Raw genomic sequence first — 15,358 nt, 5'->3', positions numbered from 1 at the left:
GCCCCTCGCCTTGCGCTCACTCCAGCAACGCCAGCAGCTCCCGGTGCAAAGCCTCGGGAATCGTCACGCCGTCCCTGGCGCTGCGTTCGCGCGCTTCGAAGCGTCGCTGCGAGGGCAAGCGCGCGCCCTGTTCGACGATGCCTTCGAACAGCGTCTCGGCGCGCGCCAGGTGCTCCTCCGCCGAGGCGCCGAGCATGCGCCGCGGATCGATGGCGATCAGCAGTTCGCCACCGTAGGGAGAAGAACGGCTGCCCTCGTCGTAGGCCAGCGACTCGGCACTGGTCAGGTCGCCGATCAGCGGACCGGCGAGCAGTTCGACCATCGCCGCCAGGGCCGAGCCCTTGTGCCCGCCGAAAGTGAGCATGGCGCCTCGCAACGCGGCGCTGGCATCGGTGGTCGGCTCGCCCTGCTCGTCCACCCCCCAGCCCAGCGGGATCGGCTTGCCGGCGCGTTCGTGCAACTGGATCTCGCCACGCGCCACGGCGCTGGTGGCGAAGTCGAAGACGAACGGCGGGCCGTCCGGACGCGGCCAGCCAAAGGCGATCGGGTTGGTGCCGAAGATCGGCTTGCGTCCGCCCGCCGGCGCCACCCAGGCATGACTCGGCGTGGTCGCCAGGGCCACCAGGCCCGCCTCGGTGAGTGCCTCGACCTCAACCCATAGCGCGGAGAAATGCACACAGCGGTTCACCGCCATCGCCGCGATACCCTGGCTGCGGGCCTTCTCCAGCAGATGCGGCAGCCCCAGCCGGAATGCGCACTGGGAGAACCCGCCATGGGCGTCGACCCGCAGCAGGCCGGGAGCGATGTCGTGCAGTTCCGGCTCGGCGTCGGCGGATACCTTGCCGGCCTTCAGGGTGGCGATGCAGCCGAGCAACCGCCAGATACCGTGGGACGCGCATTCGTCACGCTCCCCCGCCACCAGGGTATCGGCCACCGCCTGTACATGGGCTTCGCTGAAAGCGTGCCGGCGCAGGATGCGCACGGCCAGCTCGCGGACCTCGTCCAGCGTCATTCGGATCACGGGCTTCTCCTTGTTCGACCAATCCCTAGGGTGGCCTGCCGCGACAGCCTTCTCTTGACCTCAATCGACCCGGAGCATGCCGAAAACGGCACAACCGGCTCGAGCACATCGAAAACTTACAGAAAATTCCTAGCAATCATGTAAGGCAATTCCAAATAGCCCCGCATCCCCTCAAGAAACCCTTCCGCGCCCCGCTACAGGACCAAGCACCTTCCCACAGCCCGGTCGGAGACCACCCCATGCTTCTTCGTCGTATCGCCATCACCCCACGCGCCGTCATCGGCTTCGCCATCCTCGCCTCGCTGCTGGTGGCGCTCGGCCTCTTCGCGCACAACCGCATGGGTTCGCTGAACCGCGCCGCCAAGGATATCGGCGAGGTCTGGCTGCCCAGCGTCGAAGCCTCGGCCCAGCTCAGCGGCCTGATGAGCGAACTGCGCCTCGGCGAGATGAACCACGTGCTGCTGCACGACTCCACGCGCATGCGCCAGCAGGAACAACGGATGGACGAGGTCATCGCTACCCTCGCCAGGGTGGAAAGGGAATACCGCCCCTTGCTGGTCCTGGACGAGGAGCGCGCGTTGCTCGACCAGTTCGTCCAGCGCCAGCAGGAGTACCTCGAAGGACACGCCGCCCTGCTCGCGCTGTCCCGTGACAACCGTACCGACGAAGCCAGCGTGCTGATGGGCGGGGCCCAGTTGCAGCGCTACGAGCAGGTGCAGCGGACCCTGAAGCAACTCATCGCCCTCGACCGCGAGGCCGCCCGCGCCTCCACCGCCGAAGCCGCCGATGTCTACTCCCGGGCCTCCACCGCGATCCTCGCGGTGCTGCTGGTGGCCCTGGCGGCCAGCGTGACGATCGCCTGGCTGCTGACCCGCAGCATCGTCGTGCCGATCCGCCAGGCGGTGTCCTGCGCCGACCGCATCGCGGCCCGCGACCTGACCGGCGAGATCGCCAGCGACGGCGACGACGAGCCGGCGCAACTGATGAAGGCCATGCGCAGCATGCAGGCCAGCCTGCACGACACCATCGAGCAGATCGGCGATTCCGCCGCGCTGCTGGCCGCCGCTGCCGAGCAACTGAACGCGGTGACCGAGGAAGGCAACCGGTCGCTGGCCCGGCAGAACGATGAGATCGAGATGGCCGCCACCGCGGTCAACGAAATGAGCGCGGCGGTCGAGGAGGTCGCGCGCAACGCCAGCTCCACCGCCGAGGCCTCCAGTCTCTCGGAACGGGCCGCCGGCAACGGCCGCGCACGGGTCGGACAGACCGTCCGCTCGATCCGCCAGATGAACGCCGAGATCGGCCAGACCGCGCGCCTGGTGGAAGGCCTGGCCAGCCAGGCGCAGGACATCGGCAAGGTGCTCGACGTGATCCGCGCCATCGCCGAGCAGACCAACCTCCTCGCCCTCAATGCCGCCATCGAGGCCGCCCGCGCCGGCGAGCAGGGCCGCGGATTCGCGGTGGTCGCCGACGAGGTGCGCGCCCTCGCCCACCGCACCCAGCAATCGACCCATGAGATCGAAGGCATGATCGCCAGCGTCCGCGAGGGCACCGACACCGCGGTGTCCGCGATGCGCGAGAACGACCAGCGCGCCCGGCAGATGCTCGACGAGGCCGAGGCCGCCGACCACGCGCTGGGCGAGATCGCCGAGCACGCCACGCGGATCAACGAGCGCACCCTGGTGATCGCCAGCGCTGCGGAGGAGCAGGCCCACGTCGCCCGCGAGGTCGATCGCAACCTGGTGAACATCCGCGACGTTGCCGTGCAGACCACCCAGGGCGCCGAGCAGACCCGCGGCGCCAGCCACGAGCTGTCGCGCCTGGCCAACGACCTCAAGGGCATGATCGGTCGCTTCGTGGTCTGACCCGCAAGCGAGCTAGGGCGTCGCGCGGCGCAGCACCAACTGCCCGCCGTCGCCCTTCTGCACCCGGTAGTCGCCCTCGCCCTGGCGACCGAGGAGCATCAGGGTCAGGCCGCCGCGTTCGAGCAGCGCGATCCCGGCCGGGGTAGGCCTCCAGGCGCGCGGCTCGCTGGGCAGCCAGCGCGTGAGGCAGGCGGTATCGCCGCCCAGGTCGTAGCCACTGGCTTCCGCCACTTCGCTGTCGCGCAGCTCCAGGTGGCAGATCGCGGGCGCCTCGTCCTGCTGCAGGGTCCATTGCCCGGCGAGATCGGAAGCGCTGAGAAGAATCAGACTGCTGGCCATACTGATACCTGTGCTGAAAAAACCGCAGAGCAAGCAAACCATCCTGGAGAGCTTCGCGCTTGCCGACATCGAGAGATCTCCTTCAAGCCTGGAACATCGGATAACACGGCGAACGCCGCCCGCCATCCTCGCTTCGAACGCCAGCGCGCGCCAGGCGCCGCGGGCCTCCGTTCGTCCGCCGGGCCGCCGGCCCACGGGCGCGCCACAGTTCACAACTTCGCTCCTGTGGAAGACACCTATCAATTCGAACAGTGCCCGGCCGGCCGAAGGGCCGCGGTTCGTACCGCCGCACCGAACCGCGCCCGTGTCAGCACGTCAGACGACGATGTCGGCCTGGGTCGCCTGGCCGATCAGATTGATCGCGAAATCGGCATGGGCATCCCCGCTGAAGTCGATCGCCAGGCTGCCGGCCTTGCTCGCCGCGTCGTAGGACAGAATCGCCTGGCCGGCCTGGCCGGCGAAGGCGTCGACGTATTGCAGCACCAGCCCGCCGTTGACGAAGGCGTCCAGCCCGGACAGGTCGATCTTGTCCTGGCCGCTGACGAAGTCGCGCAGGGTATCCGGCGCCGCCGCGGAGGACTCGGCGATATCGCCGTAGACGAAGGTGTCGGCTCCCGCGCCACCCCACAGCTGGTCCGCGCCGAGGCCGCCGTAGAGGATGTCGTTGCCGGCGCCGCCCTTGAGCACGTTGGCCACGTCGTTGCCGATCAACAGGTCGCTACCCGAGCCGCCGATGGCGTTTTCCACGGTGACCCCGGCAGCGATCGACACATTGCCCTTCAACCCGCCGACATCGGACAGCGCCTTCTCGTTGAGGTTGATCTTCTGGTTCTGGCTGAAGCCGGAGAAGTCCAGGGTGTCGTTGCCGCCGGCGTCCCACACCGAGAACACCAGCTTGGAACTGGACGAGGTGGCGCTGTAGAAGTCGCGCTCGGTGTTGGAGTTGAAGCCGTACACCGTGTCGCCGGTGCGGGTGGTCAGGTTGGCCCCGTAGAGCTTCTGGATCGCCGCGATGTCGTCCAGCAGCGGTGCCGAGGAATAGGCGCCCTTGAAGTCCTGGCCGGTGTTCTGCTCTTCCCAGTAGCTCATCACCGAATAGGCGCGGGTGTCCTCGGCGTAGGTAGCGTCGGCGTAGGTGGGATCGCCCTCGCCGGCGTTGTAGTCGCCGGGGTGGCTCAGGCCCAGAGTATGGCCGATCTCGTGGGTCAGCGTCTGGCGTCCGTAGTTGCCGTTGGCCGGATTGACGTTGGCGCTGTAGCTGCTGTTGATCAGGTACCAGGATTGCCCCTTGAGCGCATCCGGTACATCCGGCAGGAAGGCGAACGCCGCACCGCCGACACTACTGCTGAAGTTGCCGAAGGTCAGGTCGCCCTGATCGCCCTGGCCGGCGTCGACGAAGTGGATATTGGTGACGTCCGCCCAGGATTGCAGCGACAACTTGGCCTGGGCCTGCTGCTGCGCGGAGAAGGCGCTGAACTTGCCCAGCGAGTAGATATCGCTGACATACTTCCACGGCGTATTGAAGAAGTCGTTCGGCTTGGTCAGGAACGAATAGGACAGGGTCAGCACCGAGTCGCCCGGCGCTTTCTGCCAAGACGCCTGTTCGCGGAGGATCTGCTCCGCCGCCTGGTCGACGGTATAGGACGGATGGCCATTGACCAATTCGTCCCCGCCCCGCGCATAGGCATGCAGGAAGTTGTCTACCTGGGTATACGCATCGCTACGACCTTTCAATGCAAGAGAATTGCTGGACATTGTCATATCCCTTTAAGTTGTAAAGGAAATAACTCGGATACAATTATCGGATGGATAATTGCAGTTATCGGCCAGATCAGGCCGAAGTCCAAACTGACACAGCTCATTTTCCAATGTCCACAGGTTTCATGAAAAAAATTAAGCTGCACTTAAAGCATATGCACGAACGAATTCCGCATATATGAAATCATGCAGGAAAGACAAACTACCGAAGACACTGGAATATTATAAAAACCGTTTCATATAAATAGCGCCTTATTGAAAAAACAATTCCATGCGTATTGTTCGACCTCTGTCGACCCGCCCGGGACATCGACTTCACGCCAGGCGAACAATTGCCCGCACGTCCTTCGCGGTCTCAATTGAGCGCGCTCCGGTTTTCCTCCGTATCGGTCTTCGACAGGGTGTGCAGCGGCGCCGGGCAATCCGTCGTCGCGCAGTCGCGGCGGCGCGCCGGCGTCTCGCCGGAAACGAAGTTCGCCGCCACCAGTTCCAGGTCGGCTTCGTCCAGCACCCCGGCGTAGAAACGCAGGCGTGCCCAGGCCGTGAGGTAGTCGTACTTGGCCTTGGACAGCTCATTCATCGCGCTGTACAGCGCCTGCTCGGCGTTCAGCAGGTCGAGGTTGACCCGCACCCCGGCGGCGATGCTCTTGCGCGTGGCCATCACCAGCGTCCGCGCCGAATCCACGGTCATCTCGTAGGCGCGGATCTTCGCCGCGCTGCTGCTGCTCTGGTTGTACATCTTGCGCACCTGGTTGAGGGTCTCGCGGACCTTGTCGTCCAGGTCGTAATGGCTCTTCTCCATGCGATGCGTGGCCTGGCGCGTCGCCGCCAGGGTCTCGCCGCCGGAGAACAGCGGAACGCTCAACTGGATGCCGACGCTGTCGGTTTCGTAGCGCTGGTTGTAGGTGTTCTCCGAACCGGACTTGGACTTGCCGGTGCTGGCGTACAGGCCCAGGCGCGGCAGGAAGTCGGCGCGGTTCTGCTCGACCTCGTAGCGGGCCACGTCCACCGCGTGGCGCAGCGAGGCCAGCTCGGGATTCTCGACCAGCGCCAGGTCGCGCCAGGCGGTGTAGCTGGCGGGGCTCAGCGGGCGCACCTGGAAGCGTTCGCCGAGCGGCGCCAGGTCGGCGATCTCCAGCGGCGCCCCGACCAGCCGCTCCAGCTCGCGCAGGGCGGCATCCTGGCTGTCCCGCGCCTCGATTTCCTGGGCCTGGGCCAGGTTGAAGCGGGCCTGGGTCTCCAGGGTGTCGGTGCGGGTGCCGTTGCCGCGCTCGAACTGGCGCTGGTTGAGCTGGAACTGCTCGCGGTAGGAGCGTTTCTGCGCCCGCGCCAGTTCGATCTGGTCCTGGGCCAGCAGCGCGCCGGTATAGGCTTCCAGGACCCGGACCAGCAGTTCCTGGCTCTGGCTGCGGAAGCGCTCGTCGGACAGCAGCGCCTGGGCCACGCCCTTGCGGTAGCGGCTGAAGGCCTCGTAGTCGAACAACGGCTGTTGCAGGCTGAGGGTGGAGACGTAGCTGTCGTAGTCGCGGTCTTCCTTGAAATCGCCGCGGGTGGTGGCCTGGGTCACATCGGACCAGCTGCGCCCACGGTTGTAGCTGTACACCAGGCGCGGCAGCAGCGCCGCGCGGCCGAGCGCACGGTATTGCCTGCCGGCCTCGTGCTCCTGGATCGCGGCCTGGAACTGCGGGTCGTTCTCCAGGGCCAGGTGATAGCCGTCCAGCAGGCCGAGGGCGAAGGCGTCCTCGCGCAGCAGCAACAGGAAGGCGCCGAACAGCCAGGTCATCAGGCGGCGCATGGTCATCGGTCAGTTCTCCGCCAGCGCCACGTGGGCGCGGTCGAACAGGGGCTTGAACAGGTAATTGAGCAGCGAGCGCTCGCCGGTGCGGACGAACACCTGCACCGCCATCCCCGGGCGGATCTGCAGGCCCTTCAGCTTACCCATCGCGGCCGCGTCGACCTGGGCGCGCAGCGCGTAGTAGGGCTGCTTGTTCTGCTCGTCGAGCAGGCGGTCGGCGCTGACCATGGTCACCTCGCCGGTGACCCGCGGAGTCTTGCTCTGGTTGAAGGCGGTGAACAGCATCTCCACCGGCAGCCCGCTGTGGATCCGGTCGACCAGGTTCACCGCGAGCTGGCCCTCCACTTCCAGGCTGTCGCTGTTGGGCACGATGTACATCAGCAATTCGCCGGGGCCGATCACCCCGCCATCGGTGAACACCTTCAAGCCGGCCACGTAGCCGCTGACCGGCGCGCGGATCTCGGCGTGGCGCAGTTCGTAGCGCGCCGAGGACAGCTCCTCCCAGAGCGTCCGCGCATTGACCTGGGTTTCCGCCAGTTGCCCGTTGACTTCCTTGCGGTACTCCTCCTCGCGTTGGGCGATGCGCATCTGCGCCTCGGCGATGCTCTGGCGGATCTGCCCGAAGCGACCGCTGCTCTCCGATAGCCGGGCGTTCACCTCGGCCAGTTGGCGCTCCTGTTCGAGCAACTGGTTGCGCGGCATGTAGCCTTCCTCGGCGAGGTCGCGCGCACCGCTCAACTGGCTGTTCAACAGGCGTTGTTGCAGGCGCTGGTTGCCCTCGGCCTGGCGCAACCCTTCGAGCTGGGCGCGCAGCCCCTCGATGTTCGCCCGCAATGCGGAGAGTTCGTTGGCCAGCGCGGTCTGGCGGCTGTGCAGCAACTGCCGCTGCAACTCCAGGCGCTCGCCGAGGGTCGGCAGCGGGGCCTGCTCGGCCAGCCCCGCGGGCATCTCCAGGGTCCGCCGGCCGTCGTATTCGGCCTGCAGGCGCGCCTGGTTGAGCCGCGCGTTGGCGTACCGGTTGAGCAGCGAATCGACGTTGGCCCGGGCCTGGGTCGGCTCCATGCGGATCAGCGGCTCGCCCGCCACCACATGCTGGCCGTCGCGCACCAGGATGTGCTTGACCACCCCGCCCAGCGGATGCTGCACCGACTTGCGCTGGCCGGAGATGATCACCGTGGCCGGCACCGCCACGCCCTGGTCGAGCGGCGCGAAGGCGGCCCAGAGCAGCGCGCCGCCGAAGCCGAACAGGACCAGCAGCCAGCCCAGTCGCGCATAGGCGTTCTCGTCGCGTTTCACCGTGCGGGTCATTCCACACCTCCCTGGCGCGGCGCGGCCACCACCTGCGGCGCGCCGTAGCCGGCCACCCGGTAGTCCGCGCGCTGCTGCGACGCCGACGCGGCGCGCTGGTTGTTCAAGGCGGCGAACACCTGGTCGCGCTCGCCGTACAGGTGCAACTGGCCGGCGTTCAGCGCCAGCAGGCGGTCGGCGCAACCCAGCACGCCGGCCCGGTGGGTGATCAGCAGCACCGTGCAGCCACGCGCCTTGAGCGCCTGGATCGCCGCCAGCAGCGCCTGCTCGCCGCTGTCGTCGAGGTTCGAGTTGGGTTCGTCGAGCACCACCAGGGTCGGCGCGCCGTACAGCGCCCGGGCCAGGGCGATGCGCTGGCGCTGGCCGCCGGAAAGCCCGGCGCCGCCGACGCCGAGCACGGTGTCGTAGCCCTGCGGCAGGCGCAGGACCAGTTCATGGACCCCGGCCAGGCGCGCCGCCTCCACCACCTTGTCGGCCTGCACCTCGCCGAAGCGGGCGATGTTTTCCGCCACCGTGCCGGCGAACAGTTCGATGTCCTGCGGCAGGTAGCCGATGCGCGGGCCGAGGGTCTCGCGCTCGTACTGGCGGATCTCGGCGCCGTCCAGGCGCACGCTGCCGTGCAGGGTCGGCCAGATGCCCAGCACTACCCGCGCCAGGCTCGACTTGCCGGAGCCGGACGGACCGATCACGCCGACCACCGAGCCGGCCGGGATCGCCAGGGTCAGGCCACGCAGGGTGCGCGCCTCGCTGCCGGGCGGCGCCGCGTCCAGCGATTCCAGCAGCAGGTGGCCACGCGGCTCGGGCAATTCCATGCGCCGCTCGCGGGCGGGGAATTCGTCGAGCAGGCCGCTCAGCCGGCGATAGGCATCGCGCGCCGCGCCCCACTGCTTCCACACGCCGATCAGTTGGTCGATAGGCCCCAGCGCACGGCCCATCAGGATCGAGCCGGCGATCATCATCCCCGGGGTGATGCGTCCCTCCACCGCCAGCCAGGCGCCGAGGCCGAGCACCAGGGATTGCAGGGCGATGCGCAGGTATTTGCTCAGCGCGTTGATCCGCGCCGCGCGCTCGCTGGCCAGGCTCTGCTGGTCGAGGAACGCCTGGTGCAGCCGTTCCCAGCGCCCGCGCATGCTGCCGAGCATGCCCATCGCCTCGATCACCTCGGCGTTGCGCAGGTTGTTGCTGGCCAGTTGGCCGGACTTGATCGACAACTCGCCGGCCTTGGCCAGCGGCGCACGGGTGGCGCGTTCGTTGAACCAGGCGAGGGCCATCAGGGCCAGCGCGCCGACCAGCGAGAGCAGGCCGAGCCAGGGGTCGAAGAGGAAGATCACCAGCAGGTAGACCGGGAACCAGGGTGCGTCGAAGAAGGCGAACAGCGCCTGGCCGGTGATGAACTGGCGCAGGGTGGTCAGGTCGTGCAGCGCCTGGCTGGCCTCCTGGCCGCCGGCGCGCAGGTTGCGTTCGAAGGCGGCGGCGTAGATCCGCCCGTGCAACTGGCCGTCGAAGCGTTCGCTGACCCGCACCAGGACGAAGCTGCGCAGCGCCTCCAGCGCGCCCATGAAGACGAACACGCCAAGCGCCATCAGGGTCAGCATCAACAGGGTGACTTCGTTGGCCGAGGACAGCACGCGGTCGTACACCTGCAGCATGTACAGCGAGGGCACCAGCATCAGCAGGTTGATCACCCCGGAGAACGCCGCCACGCTGCGCAATGCGCCGCGGCTGGCCGCCAGGGCCTGTTTGATTTCGTTGGTAACGCTGGAACCGAGCCTTGCCATCGAGCGCGCTCACTTCTGCCACGACTGCCGCTGGAATCCCGAATGAGCCCGGATGGCACCTCCCTGTGCCGGGCGTTCCCTCGCCGTCAGGCGGCCAGGGCCTGATGCTCCGGCGCCGGGTCGGCGCCGATCAGCTGGATTGTCGGCGGCGCCGCTTCGCCGCCGTGGCCGAGCAGCGCCGCGAGCACCTTGCCGGCCCCGTCCAGTGCGCTGTGCGCGGTATCCCCGGCGATACCGGCGACGATCGACAGGTCATTGTCGAGGTCATGCACCAGCTCGATCTGGCCCTTCGGCCCGACCCCGGCGACATCGACACCGGCAATCGTTTGCGCATACAGCTTGCTGTCGAAGTGCAGGTCCAGCGTCGGCAGCGAGACACCGATGTCCTTGACCACCGGCACGTAGCCGAGGATGCCGCCGACGATGGGCAGGTCCTTGAGGGTCACCTCGTTCCAGCTCAGCAGCTTGACCTCGTTGTAGCTACCCAGCTCCAGGGTGCCGCCGAGATTGGCCACGCCGAGGTTGTAGCTGGGTCCGGCGATACCGTAGAACTTGGCGCTGAAGCCTTCCTTGTCGACCGAGCCGACCACTCCCAGGCCGCCGAGGTTGAGCGGCGCCAGCACCGGCACCAGCGGCGCGGTGATCGGATTCAGCGCCAGGGCTGCGGTGACCAGCGGAGTCAGCGGCGTCTCGCCGCCGAAGGTCAGGCCTTGCTCGGTGAGGGAGACGTTGATCGGCAGCGGGCCGAGGATGCCGCGGCTATCGGGAATCACGCCCTGGTCGTGATTGCCGCCGAGCAGCGAGCCGATCACATTGACCCCGAGCAGGCCGTCGCTATTGCCGAGGCTTAGCGAGCCACCCTGGTAGGCGGCGTGGTAGAGATCGTTGGCGGCCTTCAGGCTGTCGCTGCCGAATTCCCAGGCATGGCCGACGGTGGCACCGACGCCCTGCCCCAGGTCACCGACCAGCTTCAGGTAATCCTCCGGCTCGACGCGCCCGTGCAACAAGTCGTCGGCGATCGCCAGCGAGTTGCCGGCCAGCCCGCCCAGCGTGCCGACCGCGGAGCCTACGGTGTCGAGGGCGTCGCCGGCGATCTCGCCGAGCGTGCCGGCCACCGCGCCGACCGTACCCTCCAGCGCCTGCTCCACGCTGGCAACGGCGTCATGCACCGATGTAAGCGCTTCGTGCACCTGCTGCTCCGCGGCGTCGACGGTGGAGCCCACCAATGTCCTGGCCACGTCCGCCACCGCCGTGACGGCGGTGGCGGCCACCTGCGTCGCACGCTCGTAGACCTGGCCGAACAGGTTCGCGGCTGCATTGAATAATCCCATCTTCTGTTCCTCGATTGAGTTGTCTCGGTTATCGCGTTTCCGGCGCAGGTCGCTGTTTACCGACCGAACCGGTCACGCGGTTAAGCGCAGTCAGTGAGTTCCGCGAGAAAACGGAACGCGGGTACCTGAAAGTTCATCAGGCCTGGCGACAACTTGTTTTTATTGGAAGACAGGAGCCCCCCGAGGGCGAAACCCATTTAATCCCGAGCAGCCCGCAACAGAGCGCTCTCCACCGCTTCGCCTGTTAAGTAGGACTAACATGGGAAAGGCAAATTTGTACCACCACTTAAATCAGTTCAATACTTTGGTTGGGCATACCGACCTGTCAGTTCTGCCAGGTGGATTTCCAAGCCCCTGATTCCTAAACGGATTATTGACGCTTTTAATTAATATCGAATGACGGACGGTCGCCCCGGTACGAACTCTGACGAAAATCAGAAATGAAGAAAGGGTTATATCCTTATGCACCAAAGTGCCGAGCCGCCCTCGCGGCGTGCCCAACTAGCGTGCAACTTCGGCAGCGCCCTCTTCGAAGAAGCGAATGACACTTTTGCGTGGCTCATAATGAATACTCTTATTACGTGAAGCGCATCACAAAATATTGAATCGAACAGTCCAGGCGGATTGTTTTCTCCTGGTACACGATGATTAACGGCGCGCTCCAAGGCCGGGTTATTTCAATGAATCGCTTCAGCCAACGCCTTGCCTGCCGATAGCCTCTGCCGTCACCCGTTCCCGCCCTTGCTCCCCGCCTTGCCTGCCCCTATCCTGCGCCCGTCACGGCCAAATCCGTGACCGGGTTTGACAGCCCGAAGAGACGGCGCGATGCGCCGAGCGGTGCATGCGAAAGCAGCGAATGCTTTTGCAGGACCGCAGTTTTCCAACTGCGGGCCTTCATGGCGGATCGCGTGGGGAGACCCTCGTGGTCTGCCGGTTCCGTTTCCCGGTCTGTCAACCCTGCGCGATCCTGCCTCCATCGATTGACAGCGAAGGCGGCAGGTCATGTGACTCTCAGAAACGGAGTACCCAGCATGACGAAGGATGAAAAGGAAAAGACCCACGTCGACGCAATCATCGAACGCTACAAGGACCTGATGGTCGAGATTCCCCCCGCCGACCGGCAACCCGGTCTCTCCCTGCTCTGGCCGGTTCCCGCCCAGCCCGCCATCGACAAGGGCGTCCGCCAGGCCGAGAACTGGCTTGCCGACCAGATCGAAGGCCAGCTCTGGACCGCCTTCGCCTTCGGCCGCGACAGCCTGCCCACACCGATGCAGAAGACCGCCTTCGAAGTGGCCTTCCTGACGCGCCTGCAGCAGCGCCTGGTAGCCGATCGACGTTCCGGTTGACCCGACCATGGCGAATGACGCCGGTGGCGTCGTTCGCCCCGACGTCAGGTCTCCATCGCGGTCTCGGGCACCGCGTACGAAATCGTCGCCAGGCTCCGCCTCGCGGTAACGGTCGAGCGCCCCCGTGCGCCATCCCGCCCAGCCGGATTGAACGCAAGCGCACCCACCGCCCTCCTATGTTCCATACGACCCACCACCTCAACCGGAACCGAGCAAGACTCCGCAGACATGGCACAGCCTTTCACCATCGAACCGGACCCGAACACCCTCGACCATCCACCGGCCTTCCTGGCCAACGGAGGAGCGGTCGGGAAACTGTTGCTCAGCCTCGACGCGGCCAGTTCGCCCCTCGGCCCGCCGGACGCCTGGTCGGCGAGCCTGAAGACGACGATGGCCACGCTGCTGCCGGCCAAGGCGCAGATCGTGCTGTTCTGGGGCGCGGAATTCGTCGCCCTGTACAACGATGCCTACGCGCCGAGCATCGGCGACAAGCATCCGCGCGCCCTCGGCCGGCCGGCGATAGAGAACTGGCGGGAGCTGTGGGATGACCTCGAACCGCTGCTGCGCGGGGTGTACGAGACCGGTGAAACCTTCGCGGCAAAGGATCGGCCCTTCTACATCGAACGCCATGGACGCGGCGAGACGGTCTATTTCGACGTGTCCTATTCGGCGGTGCGGGAAACCGACGGTTCCGTCGGCGGCGTGCTGTGCATCGTCACCGAGACCACCGAGCGGGTGCGTTTCGAACGCCGCCAGGCGTTCCTCCTGGAACTGGGCCAGACCCTGCCGTCCCTGGCCGATCCCCTGGAGATCGAAGCCACCGCCCTGCGCCGGCTCGGCGAGGAGCTGGGCGCGTCGCGGATATTCTTCGGCGAGGACAACGGCGACGGCATGACCTTCCAGGTTCATCGCGACTATCTCCACGACGGCCGCTCGGCGGTCGGTCGGCATCGCTACCTGTCGTTCGGCGCCACCCTGTCCGGCGAACTGCATGCCGGACGCAGCGTGGCGCGGGAAGACCTCGCCGGGGAGCGCGGCATGAGTCTCGACGAGGCGGCGAGCCGCGCGCGCCTGGGGCTGGGCGCCACGCTGCATGTCCCGGTGCTGCGCCACGGCCGGCTGGAGGCGCTGCTGGCGATCCACTTCGCCCATCCGCAGGCGCTCGGCGAAGATCCGCGCCGCCTGGCGGAGGAAGCCGCCAAGCTGGCCTGGACCTCGCTCACCCATGCCCGCGCGGAGCTGGCGCTGCGCACCAGTTCCGCGCAACTGGCGGCGATGTTCGACCAGGCCAGCGCGGGCATCGCGGTATGCGACCGGAGCTGGCGCTTCACCCGGGTCAACGATCGCTACTGCGAGATCGCCGGCCGTTCGCGCGAGACCCTGCTCGGCCTGCGCATGCAGGACATCCTCGACCCCGCCGACTTCGCCCTCCCCGCGGCGCCAGGCGGAGCGACCGGCGCGGCGTTCGAGATGAGCGGCCGCTACGTTCGCCCCGACGGCGATACGGTGTGGGTGCAGAACCAGGTCACGCCGCTGGTGGACGAGCAGCATGCCGCCAGCGGCCTGCTCTGCGTGTGCATGGACATCAGCGCGCGGGTACGCGCCGAGAACGAGCTGCGCGAACTCAACGAAAGCCTGGAAGAACGTGTCGCGACCATGCTCGCCCAGCGCGAAAGCGCCCTGGCGCAGCTTCACGAGGCACGCAAGATGGAGATGGTCGGCCAGTTGACCGGCGGCATCGCCCATGACTTCAACAACCTGCTGACGCCGATCATGGCCTCGCTGGAACTGATCCGCCGGCGGCTCGACGACGCCCGCTCCACCGACCTCATCGACGGCGCGCTACAGTCCGCCGAACGGGCGCGGAACCTCGTCGGTCGCCTGCTCACCTTCGCCCGCCGGCAAACCCTCAAGCCGCAGGCGGTGGCCCTGCGCGAGCTGGTCGAAGGCATGCACGACCTGATCGAGCGCTCGCTCGGCCCGACCATCGAGGTCCGCATCGAGATCCCGGAACGCCTGCCTGCGGTGGTTGTGGATCCGCACCAGTTCGAACTGGCCATCCTCAACCTCGCGGTGAACGCCCGCGACGCCATGGGCGAAGGCGGCCGCCTGGAAATAGGCGCGCGGACCGACCTGGTGATCGACGGCGCGGTGGACGGTCTCGGCGCCGGCCGCTACGTGTGCCTGGAAGTCGCCGACAACGGCGGAGGCATGCCCGCCGAGGTGCTGGCCCGCTGCATGGAGCCGTTCTTTTCCACCAAGGGCGTGGGCAAGGGCACCGGCCTCGGCCTGTCGATGGTCCAGGGCCTGGTCGCCCAGTCCGGCGGCGGCCTGGGCATCCACTCGGAGATCGGCAAGGGGACCCGGGTGAGCATCTGGCTGCCGATCACCGCGGAGCAGACGCAATCCACCGCAGAAAGCTGCCCGGACGCACCGGAAGCGTTGCGGCCGACCCACGTGCTGCTGGTCGACGACGACAGGATGGTGCGCTACACCACCGCGCTGCTGCTCGGCGATCTCGGCTACCAGGTCAGCGAGGCGGCGTCGGCGGAGGAAGCCCTGGGCGAGGTCGAGCGCGGCCTGGCGCCCGACCTGCTGGTCACCGACCATCTCATGGCCGACAAGACCGGCGTGCAGCTTGCCGAGGAACTGCGCCAGCGCTTCCCACAATTGCCGGTGCTGGTCATCACCGGCTACGCCAACCTCAGGCCCGAGCAACTCAACGGCTTCGAGGTGTTGACCAAGCCGTTCCGCCACAACGAACTCGCCGAACGCCTCGCCCGGCTGCTGGAAGCCTCGCCGTGAGGCCCCGGGCCG

Annotated in this window: 10 protein-coding genes; 3 read left to right on the top strand and 7 right to left on the bottom strand. The window is 67.0% G+C overall.

All coding sequences use genetic code 11. From position 1 onward, the window contains the following. Nucleotides 1-16: 16 nt before the first annotated feature. Nucleotides 17-1,021 (bottom strand): bifunctional delta(1)-pyrroline-2-carboxylate/delta(1)-piperideine-2-carboxylate reductase, encoded by a 1,005-nt coding sequence (gene lhpD, locus HMPREF1224_RS37020; protein WP_003082545.1) that lies wholly within the window; start codon nucleotides 1,019-1,021, stop codon nucleotides 17-19. Nucleotides 1,022-1,260: 239 nt separating this feature from the next. Here lhpD and HMPREF1224_RS37015 point away from each other — a divergent pair, with 239 nt between their 5' ends. Then, nucleotides 1,261-2,886 carry a methyl-accepting chemotaxis protein gene (locus HMPREF1224_RS37015; RefSeq protein WP_010793941.1) on the top strand — a complete coding sequence of 542 codons (1,626 nt, stop codon included), beginning with the start codon at nucleotides 1,261-1,263 and terminating at the stop codon, nucleotides 2,884-2,886. A gap of 12 nt (nucleotides 2,887-2,898) precedes the next feature. Here HMPREF1224_RS37015 and aprI read toward each other — a convergent pair whose 3' ends face one another. From aprI to aprX, 6 genes are all read right to left on the bottom strand, one after another. After that, a complete protein-coding gene (aprI, locus tag HMPREF1224_RS37010; protein ID WP_003082543.1) occupies nucleotides 2,899-3,294 on the bottom strand; it encodes an alkaline proteinase inhibitor AprI in 396 nt (131 codons plus the stop codon). A gap of 246 nt (nucleotides 3,295-3,540) precedes the next feature. After that, nucleotides 3,541-4,980, bottom strand: a complete 1,440-nt coding sequence (aprA, locus tag HMPREF1224_RS37005) for a serralysin family metalloprotease AprA (protein WP_003086731.1) — start codon at nucleotides 4,978-4,980, stop codon at nucleotides 3,541-3,543. A 358-nt stretch (nucleotides 4,981-5,338) separates the two neighbouring features. Next, nucleotides 5,339-6,784 (bottom strand): alkaline protease secretion protein AprF, encoded by a 1,446-nt coding sequence (aprF, locus tag HMPREF1224_RS37000; RefSeq protein WP_010793940.1) that lies wholly within the window; start codon nucleotides 6,782-6,784, stop codon nucleotides 5,339-5,341. A gap of 3 nt (nucleotides 6,785-6,787) precedes the next feature. Continuing rightward, entirely contained in the window at nucleotides 6,788-8,086 is a 1,299-nt protein-coding gene (gene aprE, locus HMPREF1224_RS36995; protein ID WP_010793939.1) for an alkaline protease secretion protein AprE, read from the bottom strand. After that, on the bottom strand, nucleotides 8,083-9,864 hold the full coding sequence (aprD, locus tag HMPREF1224_RS36990; RefSeq protein WP_010793938.1) for an alkaline protease secretion ATP-binding protein AprD: 1,782 nt from the start codon (nucleotides 9,862-9,864) through the stop codon (nucleotides 8,083-8,085). The genes aprE and aprD overlap by 4 nt, the downstream gene beginning before the upstream one ends. A gap of 86 nt (nucleotides 9,865-9,950) precedes the next feature. After that, a complete protein-coding gene (gene aprX, locus HMPREF1224_RS36985; protein WP_010793937.1) occupies nucleotides 9,951-11,195 on the bottom strand; it encodes a type I secretion system-dependent protein AprX in 1,245 nt (414 codons plus the stop codon). A 1,031-nt stretch (nucleotides 11,196-12,226) separates the two neighbouring features. On the opposite strand from aprX, the gene HMPREF1224_RS36980 reads away from it, so the two are divergent. Beyond that, entirely contained in the window at nucleotides 12,227-12,541 is a 315-nt protein-coding gene (locus tag HMPREF1224_RS36980) for a LasR-specific antiactivator QslA (protein WP_003106944.1), read from the top strand. Nucleotides 12,542-12,769: 228 nt separating this feature from the next. Continuing rightward, nucleotides 12,770-15,346, top strand: coding sequence for a PAS domain-containing protein (locus HMPREF1224_RS36975; RefSeq protein WP_010793936.1), 2,577 nt, complete (start codon nucleotides 12,770-12,772; stop codon nucleotides 15,344-15,346). Nucleotides 15,347-15,358: the final 12 nt, after the last annotated feature.

The organism is Pseudomonas sp. P179, from assembly GCF_000478485.2.
In the GTDB taxonomy this organism is placed as follows: domain Bacteria; phylum Pseudomonadota; class Gammaproteobacteria; order Pseudomonadales; family Pseudomonadaceae; genus Pseudomonas; species Pseudomonas aeruginosa.
The sequence above is the reverse complement of the archived record's forward strand: the minus strand, read 5'-3'. Positions and strand labels throughout refer to the sequence as shown.